A 19,748-nucleotide genomic window follows, 5' to 3' on the forward strand; every position below is an offset into this window, starting at 1 on the left:
ACAATGGATGACATTGTTTTCTTTTCCTTTGGTAAAGCAGAAATTACATTTTGATTTGTGTGATACGAAAACACAAAAGGTCACTATATCAAATGTATGAATATAGCGACCTTTAGTTTTTCTAATCAGTCTTGTAATGCAAAATTTAATTCCTATTAAGTTGGTAAGATTACTATACCATAAAAAGGATGGATGTCAATAATTTTCTGAAAAATTTTTTATCTTAAAATATTAAATTGAAAAATCCTCTGGTATAAACACTTTCAATTGTTTTGGACGGATATATACTATATCCCCTTTTTTAATCCCTAACTGATTGAAGTGCTCTTTTGTTACTTCTGCTTCTAAATATTCATCAATATCATCGCGTTTTAACTCAATTTGAACAACAGGACCTAAAAGATGGATATGAACAATGGTAGCTGCAACTGTATCATTGCTCGTTTGCACTTTTTCAATATGAATATCATGAGGACGAACGTAGCCCACTGCCTCCTCATGAGAATCCAAATAAGTAGGTACATCAATTTCAAATTGACCTTGTGTTAATTTTCCGTTGTGTAATCTTCCTCTAAATAGATTCACATTCCCTAAAAAGTCATATACAAATGGACTTTTTGGATTTTCATATACTTCATCTGGTGTTCCAATTTGTTCAATTTTTCCGTTATTCATCACAATGATACGATTCGCTACATCCAATGCTTCCTCTTGGTCATGAGTAACAAAGATACTTGTTACATGGAACTCATTGTGGAGCTTACGTAACCAGCGACGTAATTCTTTACGTACCTTCGCATCTAACGCACCAAAAGGTTCATCAAGCAATAACACTTTTGGTTCTACTGCAAGGGCTCTAGCTAAAGCAACACGCTGACGTTGCCCCCCTGAAAGTTGTGATGGGTAACGATCCGCTAAATTATCTAATTTTACAAGTGATAATAATTCATTTACCTTTTTTGCTATCTCTGCTTTCGATGGACGTTCTTTTCGAGGGCGTACTTTTAAACCATATGCAACATTATCAAATACTGTCATATGACGGAATAAAGCATAATGTTGGAATACAAATCCTATTTTACGTTCTTTCGGACTTACACCTGTAATATTTTCACCATCAAATAAAATAGCGCCTTCGTCTAATCCTTCTAAACCTGCTAAGATGCGTAAAAGGGTAGTTTTTCCTGAACCTGATGGACCTAATAATGCGATTAATTCACCTGATTCGATATCAATAGAAATATCACTTAATGCTTGAAACGAACCAAATCTTTTTGAAACATTTTGAACTTGAATGCTCATTTATTTACCCCCTACACTTCTTTTGCTTTCCACTCGATAATATTTTTAATGATGATTGTAATAATCGCTAAAATTGACATTAAGGATGCTACTGCAAATGCCGCAGTAAATTGATATTCGTTATATAAAATTTCAATATGCAAAGGCATCGTATTAGTTAAGCCTCGAATATGTCCGGAAACAACTGAAACGGCACCGAATTCTCCAATTGTCCGTGCATTACATAAAATGATTCCGTACAATAATCCCCATTTGATATTGGGTAATGTGACTAACCAAAACGTTTTAAAACCGCTAGCACCTAATGAAATAGATGCTTCTTCTTCTGTTACTCCTTGCATTTGCATTAACGGAATTAATTCACGTGCAACAAATGGAAACGTTACAAAGATTGTCGCTAAAAGAATACCCGGTAAAGCAAAGACAATCTTAATATCATTTGCGAATAACCAATCTCCAAATAATCCTTGTGCACCAAATAACAAAATAAATATTAAACCAGCAATAACTGGAGAAACCGCAAATGGTAAATCAATTAAGGTAATTAATAAATTTTTCCCCTTAAAATTAAATTTTGTTATTACCCATGCTGCTGCCACACCAAAAATGGTATTTAGCGGAACAACGATTAATACAACTGTAAGAGTTAATTTTATTGCCGCTAAAGCATCTGGATGAGTAATCGATGCAACATAGGTATCCCAACCTTTTTCTAGAGCTGTTACAAAGATGGTGATAAGAGGTAAAATTAAAAATAAAGCTAAAAATAATAATGATATTGTTATTAGAGACCATTTAACAATGGCAGATTCCTGCAAAGCATAAGACTTTGTAGCTGTACGATTTATAACTATAGGGGCATCTTGTTTTACCTCTATTGGTTTCGTCATATCATCTTCTCCTCCTTAATGCTGATTGAATTTTCTATTCGTAACCCATTGGATGATGTTAATAATAAATAGAAACAGGAAAGATCCAATAAGCATTACTGTAGCAATAGCAGTCGCTCCAACATAATCGTACTGTTCCAATTTCGTCATTATTATTAATGGTGTAATCTCTGTTTTCATTGGAATATTCCCTGCAATGAATACGATAGAACCATATTCACCTAGAGAGCGGGCGAAAGCTAAAGAAAACCCTGTAATCATGGCTGGCAATAATTCTGGAAAAATAACTTTCGTAAACGTTTGAATACGATTTGCACCAAGACTCGCCGATGCTTCCTCAACCTCACTGCTTAAATTTTGCAAAACTGGTTGCACTGTTCGAACAACAAAAGGCAGACCAATAAATGTTAGTGCAATAATAATTCCTAGTGGCGAATAAGCAATTTTAAAATCAAAAAATTGGCCAACCCAACCATTTGGGGAATATAGTGTTGCTAAAGCGATACCTGCAACTGCAGTCGGCAAAGCAAATGGCAGATCAACAAGACCATCAACAATTTTTTTTCCTGGAAACTCGTATCGAATTAATACCCAGGCGATAATTGTTCCAAATACTACATTTATTAAACCTGCTCCTAGACTTGTGCCTAGTGTTAACTTATAAGAAGCAACTGCCCGTGGATGTGAAATTGTTTCATAAAATTCGCTCCAGCTCATTGAGAAAGTATTAAAAAATATCATTGATAATGGCAAGATTACGATAATACTCAAATAAAGCATCGTATACCCAAGGGTTAATGAAAACCCAGGTATTATTGTCTTTTTATTACGTTTTTTTAATGTTAGTTCCATAAGTACCTCCCCTAAAAATCACTTTACAGTAATGATGCATTTCATATCAGCACATTTTCTCTTAATCTCATCTGTTTGGTTGGTTTTATAGACTTGTGCCACCCTCCAAAATAATCTTAACTGCTCTTTCCTTTCTCCATTGCGCGGACAACAGTAAATAGTTCAAAAAATTCTGACCTTTACTGAAATAGGTAACTCAACCATTCACCCTTTTAATTAAGTGGATGCCATTAAATTTTTGTCTGATTCCTTTGTCTAACTCCCTTAAAAAAAAATAAAAGATTACATGCTTCTCCCTATGTATGTAAGAAAAAAACTTGTAACCTTCAGTTTGTCTGATCAGTTAGATATGTAGTTTTTAATATTTCATGTTCGGAATATTATTTCTTAAAAACACATTAAACAAATATATCCGATAAGTCAACAAGGAATTGAAAAATAATCTGTTTTTTTATAAAATTCTAATTGTTTCTTATATAAATGGCTGTTTAAAATTATATTTGACTATTTCTAGTTATATAGTATACTTTAAATACAAAATAATAATAAAGTGAATTATAAGAATTTTTCATTTTAATATTTTAAATGCTGACTAGACAACTAGAGGTGTTTTAATGCGATATTATTGTACTTATTATGGCATTAAAGCGCCTTTTTCTATTAAAAGGGGGAATTTTATGCTTACTTATAGCACTTGGAATGATTCACAAGTCGATTTTGAAGTGGATGATACCTATAAAGGCGCTTTGAATGTATTAAACTGGGCTTACAACCACTATGGCGAAGAAGTAGTTTATGCATGCAGTTTTGGAATCGAAGGGATTGTACTTATTGATTTAATTTCAAAAGTAAAACCTGACGCAAAAATTGTATTCCTAGACACGGACGTTCATTTTAAAGAAACCTATGAAACAATTGAACGTGTAAAAGAAAACTATCCTTCACTAAATATCGTGCTTAAAAAGCCTGCCATTACTCTTGAAGAGCAAGCTGCACAATACGGTGATGAGTTATGGAAAACAAATCCAAACAAATGTTGCGATATCCGCAAATTAGTTCCATTAAGAGAAACACTTACTGGTGCAAAAGCATGGATTTCCGGATTGCGCCGTGATCAATCCGAAACAAGAGCACATGTAAACTTTATAAACAAAGATAATAAATTCGAATCTGTTAAAATTTGTCCTCTTATTCACTGGACATGGAAAGACGTGTGGCGCTACGTAAGTAAACACAACTTAACGTATAACCCATTACATGACACAGGTTATCCAAGTATCGGTTGTCTACACTGTACAAAACCTGCCTTTACAATGGATGACTTACGTTCAGGAAGATGGTCAGGTTCTAATAAAACAGAATGTGGTTTACATGATTAGAAATGCGAAAGCGGCTCGCTTAGCTGCGAAAAAAACTGGAGACTTCTGCCAAGCATGCTTGCATGCGTAGAAGGAAGTTGAAGTTTTCGAGCAGCTAGCCGCTGTAGCTAGACAATTAGAAAAGCGGAGAACGCTCGCCCAGCTCTGACAACAACTGGAGGGGCTGACAAAAGGACGCTTTTTGTCCTTGCTGGCAGCACCGAAGTTGTCGAAGAGCTAGCGTTCGCAGCTAGACAATAAGTAAAGCGGCGTGGGCTCGATCAGCCGTGAAAGAAACTGGAGACTTCCGCCAAGCATGCTTGCATGCGTAGAAGGAAGTTGAAGTTTTCGAGCAGCTAGCCGCTGTAGCTAGACAATTAGAAAAGCGGAGAACGCTCGCCCAGCTCTGACAACAACTGGAGGGGCTGACAAAAGGACGCTTTTTGTCCTTGCTGGCAGCACCGAAGTTGTCGAAGAGCTAGCGTTCGCAGCTAGACAATTAGAAAAGCGAAAGCGGCTTAGGCTCGCCTAAACTCGTTTAACACTATAAATTAACAACACAACTTAGGAGGAAATTTACAATGAGTATTCAACCCCATGGAGGCAAATTAGTTTATTCTTACAATCCGGATGCATCTTTAGAAAATTTAGAAAAAGAAATTCAGCTTGATGCGATTGCATTAAGTGATCTTGAATTAATCGGTATTGGCGCATATAGCCCAATCGAAGGCTTTTTCTCTAAAGAAGATTACGAAAGTGTAGTCGAAAAAATGCGTCTTGCTTCAGGTATTGTTTGGAGTATTCCAATTGCATTACCAGTTACAGAAGATGTAGCAGCTACATTAACAATCGGAGAAAAAGCAAAATTAGTATTCGATGGTGAAGTATATGGATTAATCGAAATCAGTGACATCTATTCACCTGATAAAAATGTAGAAGCTTTATTAGTTTATGGAACAAATGACATCAACCACCCTGGTGTTAAAAAATTATTTGATCGTCCAAATACGTATGTTGGTGGTAAAACAACATTAATTAAAAAAGCACCAAAGCAATTCCCTGCTTTCACTTTCGAACCAAAAGAAACTAGAGCAATCTTTGAAGAAAAAGGATGGAACACAATTGTTGGGTTCCAAACAAGAAACCCGGTTCACCGTGCTCATGAATATATTCAAAAAATCGCTTTAGAAATCGTTGATGGTCTTTTCTTAAACCCACTTGTTGGTGAAACAAAATCAGATGATATTTCTGCTGAAATTCGTATGGAAAGCTATCAAGTATTACTAGACAAATACTATCCAAAAGAACGTGTACAATTAGGTGTTTTCCTAGCTGCTATGCGTTATGCAGGTCCAAGAGAAGCAATTTTCCATGCACTTGTTCGTAAAAACTATGGATGTACACACTTCATCGTAGGTCGCGATCACGCTGGTGTTGGCGATTATTACGGTACGTATGATGCTCAAAAGATTTTCGAACAATTTGCTCCTGAAGAAATCGGCATCACACCATTAAAATTTGAACATAGCTTCTACTGCACAGCTTGTGAAGGTATGGCAACAACAAAAACTTGTCCACACGATGCATCTTCACGTGTAATTCTATCAGGTACAAAAGTACGTGAAATGTTAAGAAGCGGACAAATTCCACCAAGCACATTTAGCCGTAAAGAAGTAGTGGAAGTATTAATCAAAGGTTTACGTCAAGAAGTTCATTCATAATAAAGAGGTGTAGGATTTTGAGTACAAATATCGTCTGGCATGAAGCATCAATAAGCAAAGAACAAAGAAGAGAAAAAAATAAACATCATAGTTTTATCTTATGGTTTACTGGTTTATCTGCATCAGGTAAATCATCCATTGCGAATGCTGTTGCCCAAAAATTATTTGAACAAGGTAACCAATCTTTCGTTTTAGATGGCGATAATATCCGTCACGGTTTGAATAAAAATCTTGGGTTTGATGAAGAATCTCGTAAAGAAAACATCCGCCGAATCGGTGAAGTATCTAAACTTTTCGTTGAGAGTGGTCAAATCGTTTTAACAGCTTTCATTTCTCCATACAGAGAAGACCGAAATGTTGTAAGAGCACTTGTTGAAGACAACGAGTTCATTGAAGTGTACGTACAATGTTCCGTTGAAGAATGTGAACGCAGAGACCCTAAAGGACTTTATAACAAAGCTCGTAAAGGTGAAATTCCAAACTTCACAGGCATTAGTGCACCATATGAAGCTCCAGCTAACCCTGAATTAGTCGTAGATAGTGAAAAATTCTCTATTGAAGAATGTGCTAACCAAATTATTGAATTTTTAGTAGATAAAGAATATATCTTAAAGAATTAATTTTAAAAATGCCATCCTTTTAAAAGCGGATGGCATTTTATTTTGTTTTGCTGCAAAATTACTGTTTTATCATACTTAAAAATGAAAAAATGATTCATACATATGTGGAACATGTTTAAAGGATTCTAAAAATTTCTTCAACATTCTAGTTCACCACCTAATCATTAAATCCATTCTTCTTATGATGGTCAATTTATCAATTATCATGCAGTTTTCACCAAGGTTATTTCTAGTATGATTCACTTTTCGCTGCACATAATAATCAAAAAACAAAGGAGTACTTCATATGAAGAAATTTATTTTGCTAACGGCATTTATTTTCTCACTTGGGCTCGCAGCATGTGGTGATACAACGGAAGAAAACCTTGGTGGTGAGGTAAAAGATAATACAGAGAACACAGAAAACGATGCTACGAAAGAAACTGAAGAAGCTACAACAAATGACGAAAAAGAATTAAACCAATTAATAGTAGATAATGATAATATAAAAGCAACTTTAGTGAAAATAGTTAAGAAAAATGATGACGTTTGGGGTAATACAGTTGAGGTTGTTTTTGACGTAACAAACAAACGTAAAGATAGTATTGAAGTGCAAGCAAATAGTGTTTCTGTTGATGATGTGATGGTTGATGAAACCTTATTATCGATGAGTCAAGAAGTTGCACCAGGCAAATCAGCTAAGGCAACATTAACGATAAGTGAATTTGAAGGATATGACTTCCCTGCATTCGAAAAGAACTTTGAAATGATTTTACATGTATTCTCATGGGACGATTATGATTACACAGAGGATCATCCTGTAAAAGTTGAATTTTAAAATGAAACAAACCAGATCCTCATCTGGTTTGTTTTTTATTATCAATAAAACTCCATATATGGTTTTTCTTCTTTGTAATAATCGATTCGATCTTGCAACGTACCTGTGTGAAACTCAAATTTATGGCCATCAGGATCTGTAAAGTAAATTGATTTTTTATCTCTTTCATCTCTGGTACGACTTGGAAGAATATTTACATCCATTTTCTTTAGCCTATCGTACACATTCTCATATTCTGAATCGTCTATGGTAAAAGCGATATGAGTATAAGATTGTTTAATTTCATTACGTGGTATATCTTCCTCTACATTTAGCGCAAGCCATAACCCACTTAAATCAAAATAAGCAGTTCGCTTTCCCTTCACTAATAATTTTGCATCGAATACATTTTGATAAAACTCAATTGATTCCTCTAGATTGGATACTGAGAATAAAAAGTGGTTAATACCTTTAACTACCATCGTATATCCTCCAATAAATATGCGTTTCTTCTATTACGACGGATATTATCAAAAAGTTCCAATCTCAATAAAAAAAGACCGAGCACAAAAGCACTCGATCTCTTTCCTATTTATCCTATTGAACCTTCCATTTCGAACTTGATTAGGCGGTTCATTTCTACTGCGTATTCCATTGGTAATTCTTTAGTGAATGGTTCAATGAATCCCATTACGATCATTTCTGTTGCTTCTTGCTCAGAAATACCACGTGACATTAAGTAGAATAATTGCTCTTCAGATACTTTTGAAACTTTTGCTTCGTGTTCTAAAGAAACGTTGTCATTTAGGATTTCGTTGTATGGAATTGTATCAGATGTTGATTGGTTATCTAAAATTAATGTATCACATTCAATGTTTGAACGTGCACCTGTTGCTTTTTTACCAAAGCGAACAATACCACGGTAAGTTACTTTACCACCTTGTTTAGAGATGGATTTTGACACGATTGTAGAAGATGTATTTGGTGCTAAGTGAATCATTTTCGCACCAGCATCTTGGTGTTGACCTTTCCCTGCAATTGCAATTGAAAGTGTCATACCTCGTGCACCTTCACCTTTAAGGATACATGCTGGGTATTTCATTGTTAATTTTGAACCGATGTTACCATCAATCCATTCCATAGTACCGTTTTCTTCAACAACTGTACGTTTTGTAACTAGGTTGTAAACGTTATTTGCCCAGTTTTGAATTGTTGTATAACGGCAATATGCATTTTTCTTAACAATGATTTCAACTACTGCTGAGTGAAGAGAGTTTGTTGTGTAAACAGGCGCTGTACAACCTTCAACATAGTGTACGTGTGCCCCTTCATCAACAATAATTAAAGTACGTTCGAATTGACCCATGTTTTCTGAGTTGATTCGGAAATATGCTTGTAATGGTGTTTCAACTTTTACACCTGGTGGTACGTAAATGAATGATCCACCTGACCATACAGCTGAGTTAAGAGCTGCGAATTTGTTATCAGAAGATGGGATTACTGTACCCCAATATTGTTTAAAGATATCTTCATTTTCACGTAAAGCAGAATCTGTATCTTTGAACACAATACCTAGTTCTTCTAAGTCTTTTTTCATATTGTGGTAAACAACTTCAGATTCGTATTGAGCTGATACACCAGCTAAATATTTTTGTTCTGCTTCTGGAATACCTAATTTATCAAATGTTGCTTTAATTTCATCAGGTACTTCATCCCAAGATTTTTGAGTTGCTTCAGATGGTTTTACATAATAAGTAATTTCATCGAAGTTTAAAGCAGAAAGATCTCCACCCCATTGTGGCATTGGTTTCGTATAGAAAATCTCTAACGCTTTTAGACGATAATCTAACATCCACTCAGGTTCATTTTTCATTTTTGAAATTTCACGAACGATTTCTTCAGTTAATCCACGTTTTGAACGGAAAACTGAAACGTCCTTGTCATGGAAGCCGTATTTGTAATCGCCGATATCTGGCATTTGTTTGGCCATTATTTTCTCCTCCGTTCAGAACTATTTTGCTTCGTTTTTAACGCCCTTTTCCATTGCTTTCCAAGCGAGTGTTGCACATTTGATTCGAGCTGGGAACTTTGAAACACCTTGTAGTGCTTCCACATCCCCTAAATCATATTTATCGGAATAATCTTCACCAAGCATCATTTTCGAAAAAATATCAGCTAGTTCAAGTGCTTCATCTAATTTTTTCCCTTTAATGACCTCTGTCATCATAGACGCAGAAGACATTGAAATTGAACAACCTTCACCGTCAAATTTCGCATCTTCTACAATACCATCATTTATTTTTAAAGTTAAGTGGATACGGTCACCACATGTAGGGTTATTCATATCAATCGTTACGCTATTTTCTTCTAAAGCACCTTTGTTACGAGGTTTTTTATAATGATCCATAATAACAGAACGATATAGTTGATCTAGATTATTAGTAGACATCGTTAAAATACTCCTTCGCTTGGCGTAATCCTTTCACAAGCGCATCGATATCCTCTTTGGAATTGTACATATAGAAGCTTGCACGTGCTGTTGCAGAAACTTTTAGCCATTTCATAAGCGGTTGAGCACAATGATGACCTGCACGAATGGCAATCCCATTCATATCTAATACTGTTGCTAAGTCGTGTGGATGTACACCTTCTAAATTAAATGTTATTAAACCACAACGTTTCATTGGATCTTTTGGACCGTATATTGTTAGTCCTTCGATCTTTTCCATCTCAGTAATTGCATATGCTACTAATTCGTGTTCATGCTCTGCAATTTTTTCTAATCCAATTTCAGTTAAGAAGTCAATTGCAGCACCTAACCCAATAGCTCCAGCAATGTTTGGCGTACCACCTTCGAATTTCCACGGTAACTCTTTCCATGTAGAATCATATAAGTCTACAAAGTCAATCATTTCTCCGCCATATTCGATTGGTTCCATATTTTCTAAAAGTGCTTTTTTACCATATAGAGCACCAATTCCAGTAGGTCCGCACATTTTATGTCCTGAGAATCCTAAGAAATCTACATCTAAATCTTGAACATCAATTGGCATATGTGGTGCAGCTTGAGCAGCATCCACTACGATAATTGCACCATGCTCGTGGGCAATTTGTGCAATTTCTTTAATTGGATTGATTGTTCCAAGTACGTTTGATGCCATTGTAATTGCAACGATTTTCGTTTTATCCGTAATTGTTGCACGAACTGTATCTAACGTAATCGTACCATCTTCTTCAAGATCGAAGTATTTTAATACGGCACCTTTTTCTTTTGCAAGTTGCTGCCATGGAATTAAATTCGAATGATGTTCCATGTACGAAATAACAATTTCATCGCCTTCTTGGACATTTTGTCTTCCGTAACCTGAAGCAACTGTATTTAGTGAAGTTGTCGTGCCTCGTGTATAGATAATTTCTTCTGTTGAAGTTGCATTAATAAACTTACGAATCTTTTCACGTGCACCTTCATAAGAATCTGTCGCGCGATTTCCTAAAGTATGTACACCACGATGTACGTTGGAATTATCTAAATCGTAATATTTTCTAACTACATCTAAAACTTGTTTGGGTTTTTGGGATGTTGCAGCACTATCAAGGTAAACGAGTGGATGCCCGTTTACCTCTTGATCTAGAATTGGAAATTGTTTTCGGATTTCATTCATTAGCGAACTTTCCCTTCAATCACCTTTGTCAATTGTGCTTGAACACTCTCAATTGGAATGTTGTTAACAACTGGCGCAAGGAAACCATGAATAATTAAACGCTCAGCTTCGGCTTTTGAGATACCGCGGCTCATTAAATAGTAAAGTTGAACTGGGTCAACGCGTCCTACTGAAGCTGCATGTCCTGCCATTACATCATCTTCATCGATTAATAGCATTGGGTTTGCATCACCACGAGCATTTTCAGATAACATTAATACACGTGATTCTTGTTCTGCATTTGCTTTTGTTGCTCCATGTTCGATTTTACCAATTCCATTGAAAATCGTTTGAGCAGATTCTTTCATAACACCATGCTTTAAGATAAAGCCTTCAGAGTTTTTACCCCAGTGACGAATTTCAGTTGTGAAGTTTTGTTTTTGTTCTCCACGACCAACTACTACAGTTTTCGAATTAGCTAAAGAGCCATCTCCAACTAAATGAGTAATGTTTTCTGAAATTGTATCTGAATCATTCATTAAACCTAATGCCCATTCAATTTTCGCATCACGTTTAAGGTGAGCACGGCGGTTAACATATGTTGTGAATCCTTTTGCTAATACATCCACTGCTCCAAATGTTACTTGGGCATTGTCTAATGCAACCACTTCTTCGATTAAGTTCGCTTGACCTTTAGATTGCTCAACAGTTGATACATAAGTTTCTACATATGTAACAGAAGAATTACTGTCAGCAACAACTAATACGTGGTTAAATAACGAAGCTTCTTCATTATCGTTAATGAATACAACTTGTAATGGTTTTTCCACTACAACATTTTTGGGTACGTAAACGAATACCCCACCATTAACAAGTGCTGCATGGTAAGCAGATAATTTATGTTCATCCACTTTAACTGCTTCTGTCATAAAGTATTTTTGAACTAAATCACCATGTTCACGAACAGCTGTTAAAATATCAGTGAAAATAACACCTTGTGATTGTAATTCTTCTGAAACTTTCAAGAAAGCAGGTGTGTTATTACGTTGAATATAAAGGTTTTCTTGACCTTCAATATCAATAATTTCTTTAATTTCTGCTGGAAGTTCATCTAATGAATTAAATGCTTCACTTTCAACAGTGTGTGCTGGAAATTCAATGAAGTTCCATTTTGTAATATTTGTTTTATCAGGTTTTGGCATTGGTAGTTCAGCCGCTTTTTCAATTGCAGTAGCACGTAAGTTAGCAAACCATGTTGGTTCATTATTGCTTTGTGAGAACGAGCTTACTTCCTCCGCTGATAACGCCAATTTTGTTTCAACCGTCATCTGTTTCGTCCTCCTCGATTATGCTTGTTCTACTGTTTCGTCTTCGATACCTAACTCTTTTTTAATCCAGTCGTAACCTTCAGCCTCTAAACGTTGTGCAAGTTCTGGACCACCAGATTTTACTACTTTACCTTGCATCATAACGTGTACATGGTCTGGAGTGATGTAGTTTAATAAACGTTGATAGTGAGTGATTGCGATACATCCGAATCCTTCACCGCGCATTTCGTTAATACCTTTTGCAACAACTTTTAATGCATCGATATCTAAACCAGAGTCGATTTCATCTAGGATTGCAAATGTTGGTTTAATCATCATTAATTGTAGGATTTCGTTACGTTTCTTTTCCCCACCAGAGAAACCTTCGTTTAAGTAACGTTGAGCCATATCTTGGTCCATTTCAAGGAAATCCATTGTTTTGTCTAATTCACGGATGAATTTCATTAAAGAAATTTCATTACCTTCTTCGCGACGAGCATTAATTGCTGAGCGAATGAAATCTGCATTTGTAACACCTGAAATTTCTGATGGATATTGCATCGCTAAGAAAAGACCAGCTTTTGCACGCTCATCAACTTCCATTTCAAGCACGTTTTGACCATCTATTTCAATTGTACCTTGAGTAACTTCATATTTAGGATGACCCATGATCGCAGAAGCTAACGTTGATTTACCCGTACCGTTAGGACCCATGATTGCATGGATTTCATTAGTGTTAATTGTAAGGTTCAGACCTTTTAAAATCTCCTTATCTTCAATTGAAACATGAAGATCTTTGATAACTAAAGTTGACATTGTATAACCTCCGTAATTGTGCATTGAATGGTGGAACCATTTCTAATTTATTATCATTCTAATCTTAACCGAAAACATCATACCATGCAAAACATTTATCCCGCAAACAATATTTTTCAGTTGAAAGCGCTTAGATATTGAGATTTTGTATATTTTTATTATATATAAGAAAAATAATGCTACGATAGTTTTGTAAAATTCATTTTCAATAAATAAAATCTAATTGAGAAACTATTTCACTATGGTTATGATGTTAATTCATACCGTATCTCAAGAATCCTGTACTAATTTTCTTCTATTAAATAGAATCCTATACATAAAAACAAAAACGGTTTTCAAATTGAGAATTCAACTTGAAAACCGTTTATTATTAAACCGTTACGTTTGTTGATAAAAATTCATGAACACTTGCAGCAACTGCACGACCTTCTTTAATAGCCCATACAACTAAACTTTGGCCACGACGCGCATCGCCTGCAGCAAATACACCCGGAACATTCGTTTCAAAATCTTTAATTGATGCTTGAATTCTATTGTTAGATAGTTTCACACCAAATTGTTCTGGAAGTGATTTTTCCACTCCTTCAAACCCGATTGCCACAAAAACAGCTTGAGCTGGCCAAACTTTTTCTGTGCCAGGTAGTTCTTTAAAGTAATGGAAACCATCATCACCTAATATTTTCTCCATTTGAATTGTATGCAGTTCTTTAACATTACCATCTTTGTCTGCTACAATTTTTTTCGTTTGGATACAATATTCTCTTGGGTCCTTACCTGTAATCGCTGCTGCTTCTTCATATGCATAATCTAATTTAAAGATATTTGGATCTTGTGGCCAAGGACGGTCATCTTCACGCACTTTTGGTAATTCAGGGTGTTTACCAAATTGATGAACTGAGCGTGCTTGTTGACGAAGAGCTGTTGCTACACAGTCAGCACCAGTGTCACCACCACCAATTACGATTACATCTTTCCCTTTAACATCGATAGCTGTTTTATCTTCGAAATTTGAATCTAGTAAACTTTGTGTAACACCAGTTAAATAATCCATCGCTAAATGGATACCCTTTGATTCACTGCCTTCTAAATGAAGAACGCGTTGTTTTTGAGCACCGATACATAAAATAACTGCATCGTATTGTGCCTTCAATTCTTCTGCAGTAATATCTTTACCAATCTCCGTATTTACGACAAAGTCAATTCCTTCTTGACGAAGTAAATTAATACGACGATCAATTACACTTTTTTCAAGCTTCATATTTGGAATACCATACATTAATAATCCACCAAGACGATCATGACGTTCGTAAACTGTTACACTGTGACCTAATTGGTTTAATTGATCGGCAGCTGCTAAACCAGCAGGACCTGAACCAACAACTGCAATTTTTTTCCCAGTACGTGATTGAGGAACTCTTGGCGTAATCCAATCATTTTCAAACCCTTTATCGATAATTGAACGTTCGATTGATTTGATTGCCACAGCTGGTTCATTAATACCTAAAGTACAAGAACCTTCACAAGGCGCTGGACAAACGCGCCCTGTGAATTCTGGGAAGTTATTCGTCATGTGAAGACGATCTAACGCTTCCTTCCAATGTCCTTTATAAACTAAATCGTTCCACTCAGGGATTACGTTTTGGATTGGACAACCTGCTGCTGCTCCTCTGATTTCTACACCCATGTGACAGAATGGTGTGCCACAATCCATACAACGAGCACCTTGAGTTTGCAATGATTCATCAGATAATCTTGTTGCATATTCATTCCAAGATGAAATACGGTCTTTCGCCGGTAATTCTTTAACCTTTTCTCTTTTGTACTCCATAAATCCAGTTGGTTTTCCCACTACTTTTCCCCCCTATCTATTTGTAATGGCAAGTTCTTTACCACTCGTTTGGTCAACAAATGCTTGCATTGCTGCTTCGCTTTCTTCTAGACCTTGGAATTTATGATATTCAATCTTCTCTAACATTACTTTGTAATCTGTTGGAACCACTTTAATAAATTTCGGAACAAATGAATCCCATTTCGCTAAAATGTCTAATGCTAGTGAGCTTTCTGTATGTTCTAAATGCTTGATAATCATAGAACGAACAGCTTCAATTTCTGATTTATCGCTTAATTGCTCGAATTCAACCATTTCTGTATTACAGTTTTCTTTAAATTCATTTTCATCTGTTGGTAACACATACGCGATACCGCCACTCATACCTGCTGCAAAGTTTTTACCCGCATCACCAAGAATGACTACGCGTCCGCCTGTCATGTATTCACAACCGTGGTCTCCGATACCTTCAACCACAATGTTTGCACCACTGTTTCTTACAGCAAATCGGTCTCCTGCACGACCATTAATATAAGCAGTACCACTTGTCGCACCATATAGACAAACGTTCCCTGCAATTACGTTTTTCTCTTGTTCACCTTTAATTGGTGCAATGGCAACTAACTTACCACCTGATAAGCCTTTACCAAAGTAGTCATTCACATCACCCACACAAGATAGAGTTAAACCACGTGGAGCAAATGCACCGAAACTTTGGCCAGCATGACCTGTAAATTTCAACGTAATTGTTTCATCTTTAAGACCTTTTTCACCGTACTTTTTCGAAATTTCACTTCCGATAATTGTACCCATTACACGATCTGTATTTTTAATTTCATATTCTAGTTCGATTCGCTCTTTATCTCGAATACTATTTTCCACTTTTGGTAGTAGTACACTTAAGTCAAACGTTTCTTCAATTTGTAGATCTTGAGGACGTTGTTTTGTACGAACCCCTTCTACTTGATAAAGTAATGACGAAAGATTCAATTGACTTGCTTTCCAGTGAGATTTCGCTCGGTCACTCACCTGAAGTACATCCGTACGACCTACCATTTCATCAACAGTTCGGAATCCTAATTTCGCCATATATTCACGCATCTCTTCTGCAATAAAGCGCATGAAGTTTACGATATGATCAGCATTACCCATGAATTTTGCACGTAATTCTGGATTTTGAGTTGCTACTCCGACCGGACAAGTGTCTAAGTGACAAGCACGCATCATGATACAGCCAAGAACAATTAATGGCGCTGTTGCAAAACCAAATTCTTCTGCCCCTAGTAATGCAGCCATCACAACATCTTTCCCTGTCATAAGCTTTCCATCTGTTTCTAAAGTAACGCGCTCACGAAGGCCGTTTAACATTAACGTTTGATGCGCCTCTGCTAATCCTAGCTCCCATGGTAAACCTGTATGTTTAATAGAAGTTTTTGGTGATGCACCAGTACCTCCATCATAACCAGAGATAACAATTACATCTGCTCCACCTTTTGCAACACCTGCTGCAATTGTTCCTACACCAGCTTTTGCAACTAGTTTTACAGAGATTCTTGCATGACGGTTCGCATTCTTTAAGTCATAGATTAACTCTGCTAAGTCCTCAATTGAATAAATATCATGGTGTGGTGGTGGTGAAATTAATCCAACACCTGGCGTTGAACCACGAACTTCTGCTACCCATGGATATACTTTATTTCCAGGTAACTGACCACCTTCACCAGGTTTAGCACCTTGAGCCATTTTAATTTGAAGCTCTTGTGCATTTACTAGATAGTGAGATTTTACTCCGAAACGACCTGATGCAATTTGTTTAATTGCACTATTTCTGTTATCACCGTTTGCATCAACTTCATAACGAGATGAATGTTCTCCACCTTCACCAGAGTTTGAGCGTCCACCTAAGCGATTCATTGCGATAGCTAAAGTTTCATGAGCTTCTTTTGAAATTGAACCAAATGACATCGCACCTGTTTTGAAACGTTTCACAATGCTATCCACTGATTCAACTTCTTCTAAAGGAATTGAATTCGTTGTTTTAAATTCAAAGAGATTACGTAAGAAACCAATACGTTCTTCATTTGCCATTTCCGCATACATACGGTAAATTCCATAATCATTTTTACGTGTTGCTGTTTGTAATGTATGGATTGTTTTTGGGTTAAAGGCATGATGCTCGCCATTTGCACGCCATTGATGTTCACTACCAGATTCTAAATATTGAGAATTTTGAGTGAATGCTGCCTCATGTCTACGTTTTGCCTCTTCGCCAATCGTTTCTAAATTAATACCATCAATTTGTGAAGCAGTACCTGTGAAATATTGATCAATCACATCTTTACTAATACCCACTGCTTCAAAGATTTGAGCACCACGATAAGATTGAACCGTTGAAATACCCATTTTTGACATTACTTTTACTACGCCTTCAGCAATACCTTTACGATATTTCTTCACAGCATCTTGATAGCTAATTGTAATATGTCCTGACTCAATCGCTTCTTCCACTGATGCATACGCTAAGTAAGGATTAATTGCATCTGCTCCAAATCCAATTAATGAAGCAAAATGATGTACCTCACGAGCCTCACCACTATTTACGATAAGACTTACTTTAGTACGTTTACCTACACGAATTAAATGTTGATGTAAACCACTTACTGCAAGTAGAACTGGAATCGTTGGTGTTGAAATATCTTGTAATTCATCAGATAAAATAAGTAATGATACTCCTTGATCGATTGCCGCTTCTGCTTCTTTAAATAAGCGATCTAGTTCATCTTTTAATGACTGTTTGAACTCTAGTGTTAGAGTAGTAGATTTGAAATGATTATTTTTCAAAGTAACTAATTGTTGTAATTCATCGTTTGTTAAAATCGGTGTTTCTAAGAAAATTCGTCTTGCATTTTCTGCATTTGGATGTAGAAGATTACCTTCAGCTCCTAAAAGTGTCATTGTTGAGGTAACAATGTGTTCACGAATTGAATCAATTGGTGGGTTTGTTACTTGGGCAAATAATTGCTTAAAGTAATTAAATAATGATTGTGGTCGATCAGATAATACAGCTAATGGTGTATCCGTACCCATCGAACCAATTGGATCTTTCCCACTACTTGCAATTGGAACAATATATTTATGAAGGTCTTCATATGTGTAACCAAACGTTTTTTGACGTAAAGTCAGTTGGTCTAATTTTTTTGGTGCTTCTTCAGTTTCTTCTAACGTTACTAAATTTTCTTCTAACCATTCTGCATAAGGCTCTGCAGCTGCCATTGTACTTTTTAGCTCTTCATCGGAAATAATTTTCCCTTGTTCTAAATCGATTAATAACATTCGACCTGGACTTAATCGTTCTTTATAAAGTACTTCTTCTTCTTCAATATCCACAACGCCCACTTCAGAAGAAAAAACGATCATATCATCTTTTGTCACATAGTAACGGGCTGGTCGTAAGCCGTTTCGGTCTAAGATAGAACCAATTTGTTTACCATCTGTGAAACATACTGCAGTAGGACCATCCCAAGGCTCCATTAAACTTGCATGATAGGAGTAAAATGCCTTTTTCTCTTTTGAAATGTGTGGATTCTCTGTCCATGGTTCTGGGATTAACATCATTGCTGTATGCGCTGGTGTTCTACCTGCAAGAACAAAAAATTCAAAAGCATTATCTAACATAGATGAATCTGATCCTGAATGATCGATTATCGGCAATAATTTTTGTAAATCTTCACCGAAAGCTTCTGAAACAAATTGTTGTTCACGAGCAGTCATCCAGTTAATGTTTCCGCGCAATGTATTGATTTCTCCGTTATGAACAATGTAACGGTTTGGATGTGCTCTTTCCCAACTTGGGAATGTATTTGTCGAATATCGTGAGTGTACAATTGAAAAGGCAGAAATGAAGCTGTCATCTTGTAAATCAACGTAAAATTCACTAACTTCTTCCGGAGTTAATAAACCTTTAAATACCATTGTTTGACTAGACAAACTAGGACAATAGAATTTATAATTATTTTGTTTCGCCCAAAATTCTGCTTGTTTGCGGATTAAGTATAATTTTCGTTCAAAGTCTAAAGAATTTTCGATATTTTCATTCTTTTTAATAAAGACTTGACGAACTACTGGTGCAGTAGATTTTGCAATATCACTTAGAAGTTTTTTATTCGTAGGTGCTGTTCTCCAGCCAATTAAAACTTGACCTTCACTTTCAATCAATTCATTAATTCTTTGCTCAATGGCTTCTCTCTCTTCTACATTTTCAGAGAAAAAGAATTGACCTACTCCATAGTCCCCTTTTGCTGGTAGTTCTAGCTCCGGACATTTTAATCTAAAAAATGCATCTGGAATTTGAACCATCAAGCCGGCGCCATCACCTGTTTTACCATCGCCACCACGTCCAGCACGGTGTTCCAGGCGACATAACATTTCTAAACCATTTTTTACAATGTTATGTGAAGGGCGTCCCTTAATATTTGCGTAAAAACCAATTCCACAAGCATCATGTTCAAAACTTGGTGAATAAAGACCTTGTGCATCCGGTAGTTGGTGAAAACTCATGTAAATCCCTCCAAAACTTCTTATTTATCTTATTTACATTCTACGTCTTTTGAAATAATA

Annotated in this window: 15 protein-coding genes; 4 read left to right on the forward strand and 11 right to left on the reverse strand. The window is 36.1% G+C overall.

Annotated elements, in window-relative coordinates:
* Positions 1-231: 231 nt before the first annotated feature.
* The 3 genes from D8M03_RS08025 to cysT are packed head-to-tail and all read right to left on the reverse strand — an operon-like array spanning position 232 to position 3,044.
* A complete protein-coding gene (locus tag D8M03_RS08025; RefSeq protein ID WP_121214248.1) occupies positions 232-1,302 on the reverse strand; it encodes a sulfate/molybdate ABC transporter ATP-binding protein in 1,071 nt (356 codons plus the stop codon).
* An 11-nt stretch (positions 1,303-1,313) separates the two neighbouring features.
* The gene (gene cysW / locus D8M03_RS08030; protein WP_121214249.1) at positions 1,314-2,192 is read right to left on the reverse strand and encodes a sulfate ABC transporter permease subunit CysW; all 879 of its coding nucleotides are present in this window, start codon (positions 2,190-2,192) and stop codon (positions 1,314-1,316) included.
* A 15-nt stretch (positions 2,193-2,207) separates the two neighbouring features.
* Positions 2,208-3,044 carry a sulfate ABC transporter permease subunit CysT gene (gene cysT, locus D8M03_RS08035; protein ID WP_121214250.1) on the reverse strand — a complete coding sequence of 279 codons (837 nt, stop codon included), beginning with the start codon at positions 3,042-3,044 and terminating at the stop codon, positions 2,208-2,210.
* A 677-nt stretch (positions 3,045-3,721) separates the two neighbouring features.
* Between cysT and D8M03_RS08040 the strand changes: the two genes are divergently transcribed.
* The 4 genes from D8M03_RS08040 (at position 3,722) to D8M03_RS08055 (ending at position 7,560) form a co-directional block, all read left to right on the forward strand.
* On the forward strand, positions 3,722-4,423 hold the full coding sequence (locus tag D8M03_RS08040; protein WP_121214251.1) for a phosphoadenylyl-sulfate reductase: 702 nt from the start codon (positions 3,722-3,724) through the stop codon (positions 4,421-4,423).
* Between the two features lie 560 nt (positions 4,424-4,983).
* Complete coding sequence (gene sat, locus D8M03_RS08045) at positions 4,984-6,123, forward strand: sulfate adenylyltransferase (RefSeq protein WP_121214252.1); 1,140 nt, start codon at positions 4,984-4,986, stop codon at positions 6,121-6,123.
* A 17-nt stretch (positions 6,124-6,140) separates the two neighbouring features.
* The gene (gene cysC / locus D8M03_RS08050) at positions 6,141-6,743 is read left to right on the forward strand and encodes an adenylyl-sulfate kinase (protein ID WP_121214253.1); all 603 of its coding nucleotides are present in this window, start codon (positions 6,141-6,143) and stop codon (positions 6,741-6,743) included.
* 286 nt (positions 6,744-7,029) lie between these two features.
* Positions 7,030-7,560, forward strand: coding sequence for a hypothetical protein (locus D8M03_RS08055; protein ID WP_121214254.1), 531 nt, complete (start codon positions 7,030-7,032; stop codon positions 7,558-7,560).
* 41 nt (positions 7,561-7,601) lie between these two features.
* Here D8M03_RS08055 and fosM read toward each other — a convergent pair whose 3' ends face one another.
* The 8 genes from fosM to gltB all read right to left on the reverse strand — a co-directional run bounded on the left by fosM (position 7,602) and on the right by gltB (position 19,688).
* Positions 7,602-8,021, reverse strand: coding sequence for a FosM family fosfomycin resistance protein (gene fosM / locus D8M03_RS08060; RefSeq protein WP_121214255.1), 420 nt, complete (start codon positions 8,019-8,021; stop codon positions 7,602-7,604).
* 110 nt (positions 8,022-8,131) lie between these two features.
* Positions 8,132-9,529 (reverse strand): Fe-S cluster assembly protein SufB, encoded by a 1,398-nt coding sequence (gene sufB, locus D8M03_RS08065; protein WP_121214256.1) that lies wholly within the window; start codon positions 9,527-9,529, stop codon positions 8,132-8,134.
* A gap of 21 nt (positions 9,530-9,550) precedes the next feature.
* The gene (gene sufU, locus D8M03_RS08070) at positions 9,551-9,988 is read right to left on the reverse strand and encodes a Fe-S cluster assembly sulfur transfer protein SufU (protein ID WP_121214257.1); all 438 of its coding nucleotides are present in this window, start codon (positions 9,986-9,988) and stop codon (positions 9,551-9,553) included.
* Positions 9,978-11,201 carry a cysteine desulfurase gene (locus tag D8M03_RS08075; RefSeq protein ID WP_121214258.1) on the reverse strand — a complete coding sequence of 408 codons (1,224 nt, stop codon included), beginning with the start codon at positions 11,199-11,201 and terminating at the stop codon, positions 9,978-9,980. Before D8M03_RS08075 ends, sufU begins: the two co-directional genes overlap by 11 nt.
* On the reverse strand, positions 11,201-12,508 hold the full coding sequence (gene sufD / locus D8M03_RS08080) for a Fe-S cluster assembly protein SufD (protein ID WP_121214259.1): 1,308 nt from the start codon (positions 12,506-12,508) through the stop codon (positions 11,201-11,203). The genes D8M03_RS08075 and sufD overlap by 1 nt, the downstream gene beginning before the upstream one ends.
* 18 nt (positions 12,509-12,526) lie before the next feature.
* Positions 12,527-13,303: a Fe-S cluster assembly ATPase SufC gene (gene sufC, locus D8M03_RS08085; RefSeq protein WP_121214260.1), complete on the reverse strand. Its 777-nt coding sequence runs from the start codon at positions 13,301-13,303 to the stop codon at positions 12,527-12,529.
* A 370-nt stretch (positions 13,304-13,673) separates the two neighbouring features.
* On the reverse strand, positions 13,674-15,152 hold the full coding sequence (locus tag D8M03_RS08090; protein ID WP_121214261.1) for a glutamate synthase subunit beta: 1,479 nt from the start codon (positions 15,150-15,152) through the stop codon (positions 13,674-13,676).
* A gap of 12 nt (positions 15,153-15,164) precedes the next feature.
* Positions 15,165-19,688, reverse strand: coding sequence for a glutamate synthase large subunit (gene gltB, locus D8M03_RS08095; RefSeq protein WP_121214262.1), 4,524 nt, complete (start codon positions 19,686-19,688; stop codon positions 15,165-15,167).
* Positions 19,689-19,748: the final 60 nt, after the last annotated feature.

The sequence above is a fragment of the Ureibacillus endophyticus genome, from assembly GCF_003628435.1.
Lineage (GTDB): Bacteria > Bacillota > Bacilli > Bacillales_A > Planococcaceae > Ureibacillus > Ureibacillus endophyticus.

Excerpts from the sequence above, each read along its gene's own strand:
- D8M03_RS08075 (WP_121214258.1), bottom strand. The coding sequence starts at position 11,201 with ATGAATGAAATCCGAAAACAATTTCCAATTCTAGATCAAGAGGTAAAC.
- sat (WP_121214252.1), top strand. The coding sequence starts at position 4,984 with ATGAGTATTCAACCCCATGGAGGCAAATTAGTTTATTCTTACAATCCG.
- sufU (WP_121214257.1), bottom strand. The coding sequence starts at position 9,988 with ATGTCTACTAATAATCTAGATCAACTATATCGTTCTGTTATTATGGAT.
- cysW (WP_121214249.1), bottom strand. The coding sequence starts at position 2,192 with ATGACGAAACCAATAGAGGTAAAACAAGATGCCCCTATAGTTATAAAT.
- fosM (WP_121214255.1), bottom strand. The coding sequence starts at position 8,021 with ATGGTAGTTAAAGGTATTAACCACTTTTTATTCTCAGTATCCAATCTA.
- sufD (WP_121214259.1), bottom strand. The coding sequence starts at position 12,508 with ATGACGGTTGAAACAAAATTGGCGTTATCAGCGGAGGAAGTAAGCTCG.
- sufC (WP_121214260.1), bottom strand. The coding sequence starts at position 13,303 with ATGTCAACTTTAGTTATCAAAGATCTTCATGTTTCAATTGAAGATAAG.
- gltB (WP_121214262.1), bottom strand. The coding sequence starts at position 19,688 with ATGAGTTTTCACCAACTACCGGATGCACAAGGTCTTTATTCACCAAGT.
- cysT (WP_121214250.1), bottom strand. The coding sequence starts at position 3,044 with ATGGAACTAACATTAAAAAAACGTAATAAAAAGACAATAATACCTGGG.
- sufB (WP_121214256.1), bottom strand. The coding sequence starts at position 9,529 with ATGGCCAAACAAATGCCAGATATCGGCGATTACAAATACGGCTTCCAT.
- D8M03_RS08040 (WP_121214251.1), top strand. The coding sequence starts at position 3,722 with ATGCTTACTTATAGCACTTGGAATGATTCACAAGTCGATTTTGAAGTG.
- D8M03_RS08025 (WP_121214248.1), bottom strand. The coding sequence starts at position 1,302 with ATGAGCATTCAAGTTCAAAATGTTTCAAAAAGATTTGGTTCGTTTCAA.
- D8M03_RS08055 (WP_121214254.1), top strand. The coding sequence starts at position 7,030 with ATGAAGAAATTTATTTTGCTAACGGCATTTATTTTCTCACTTGGGCTC.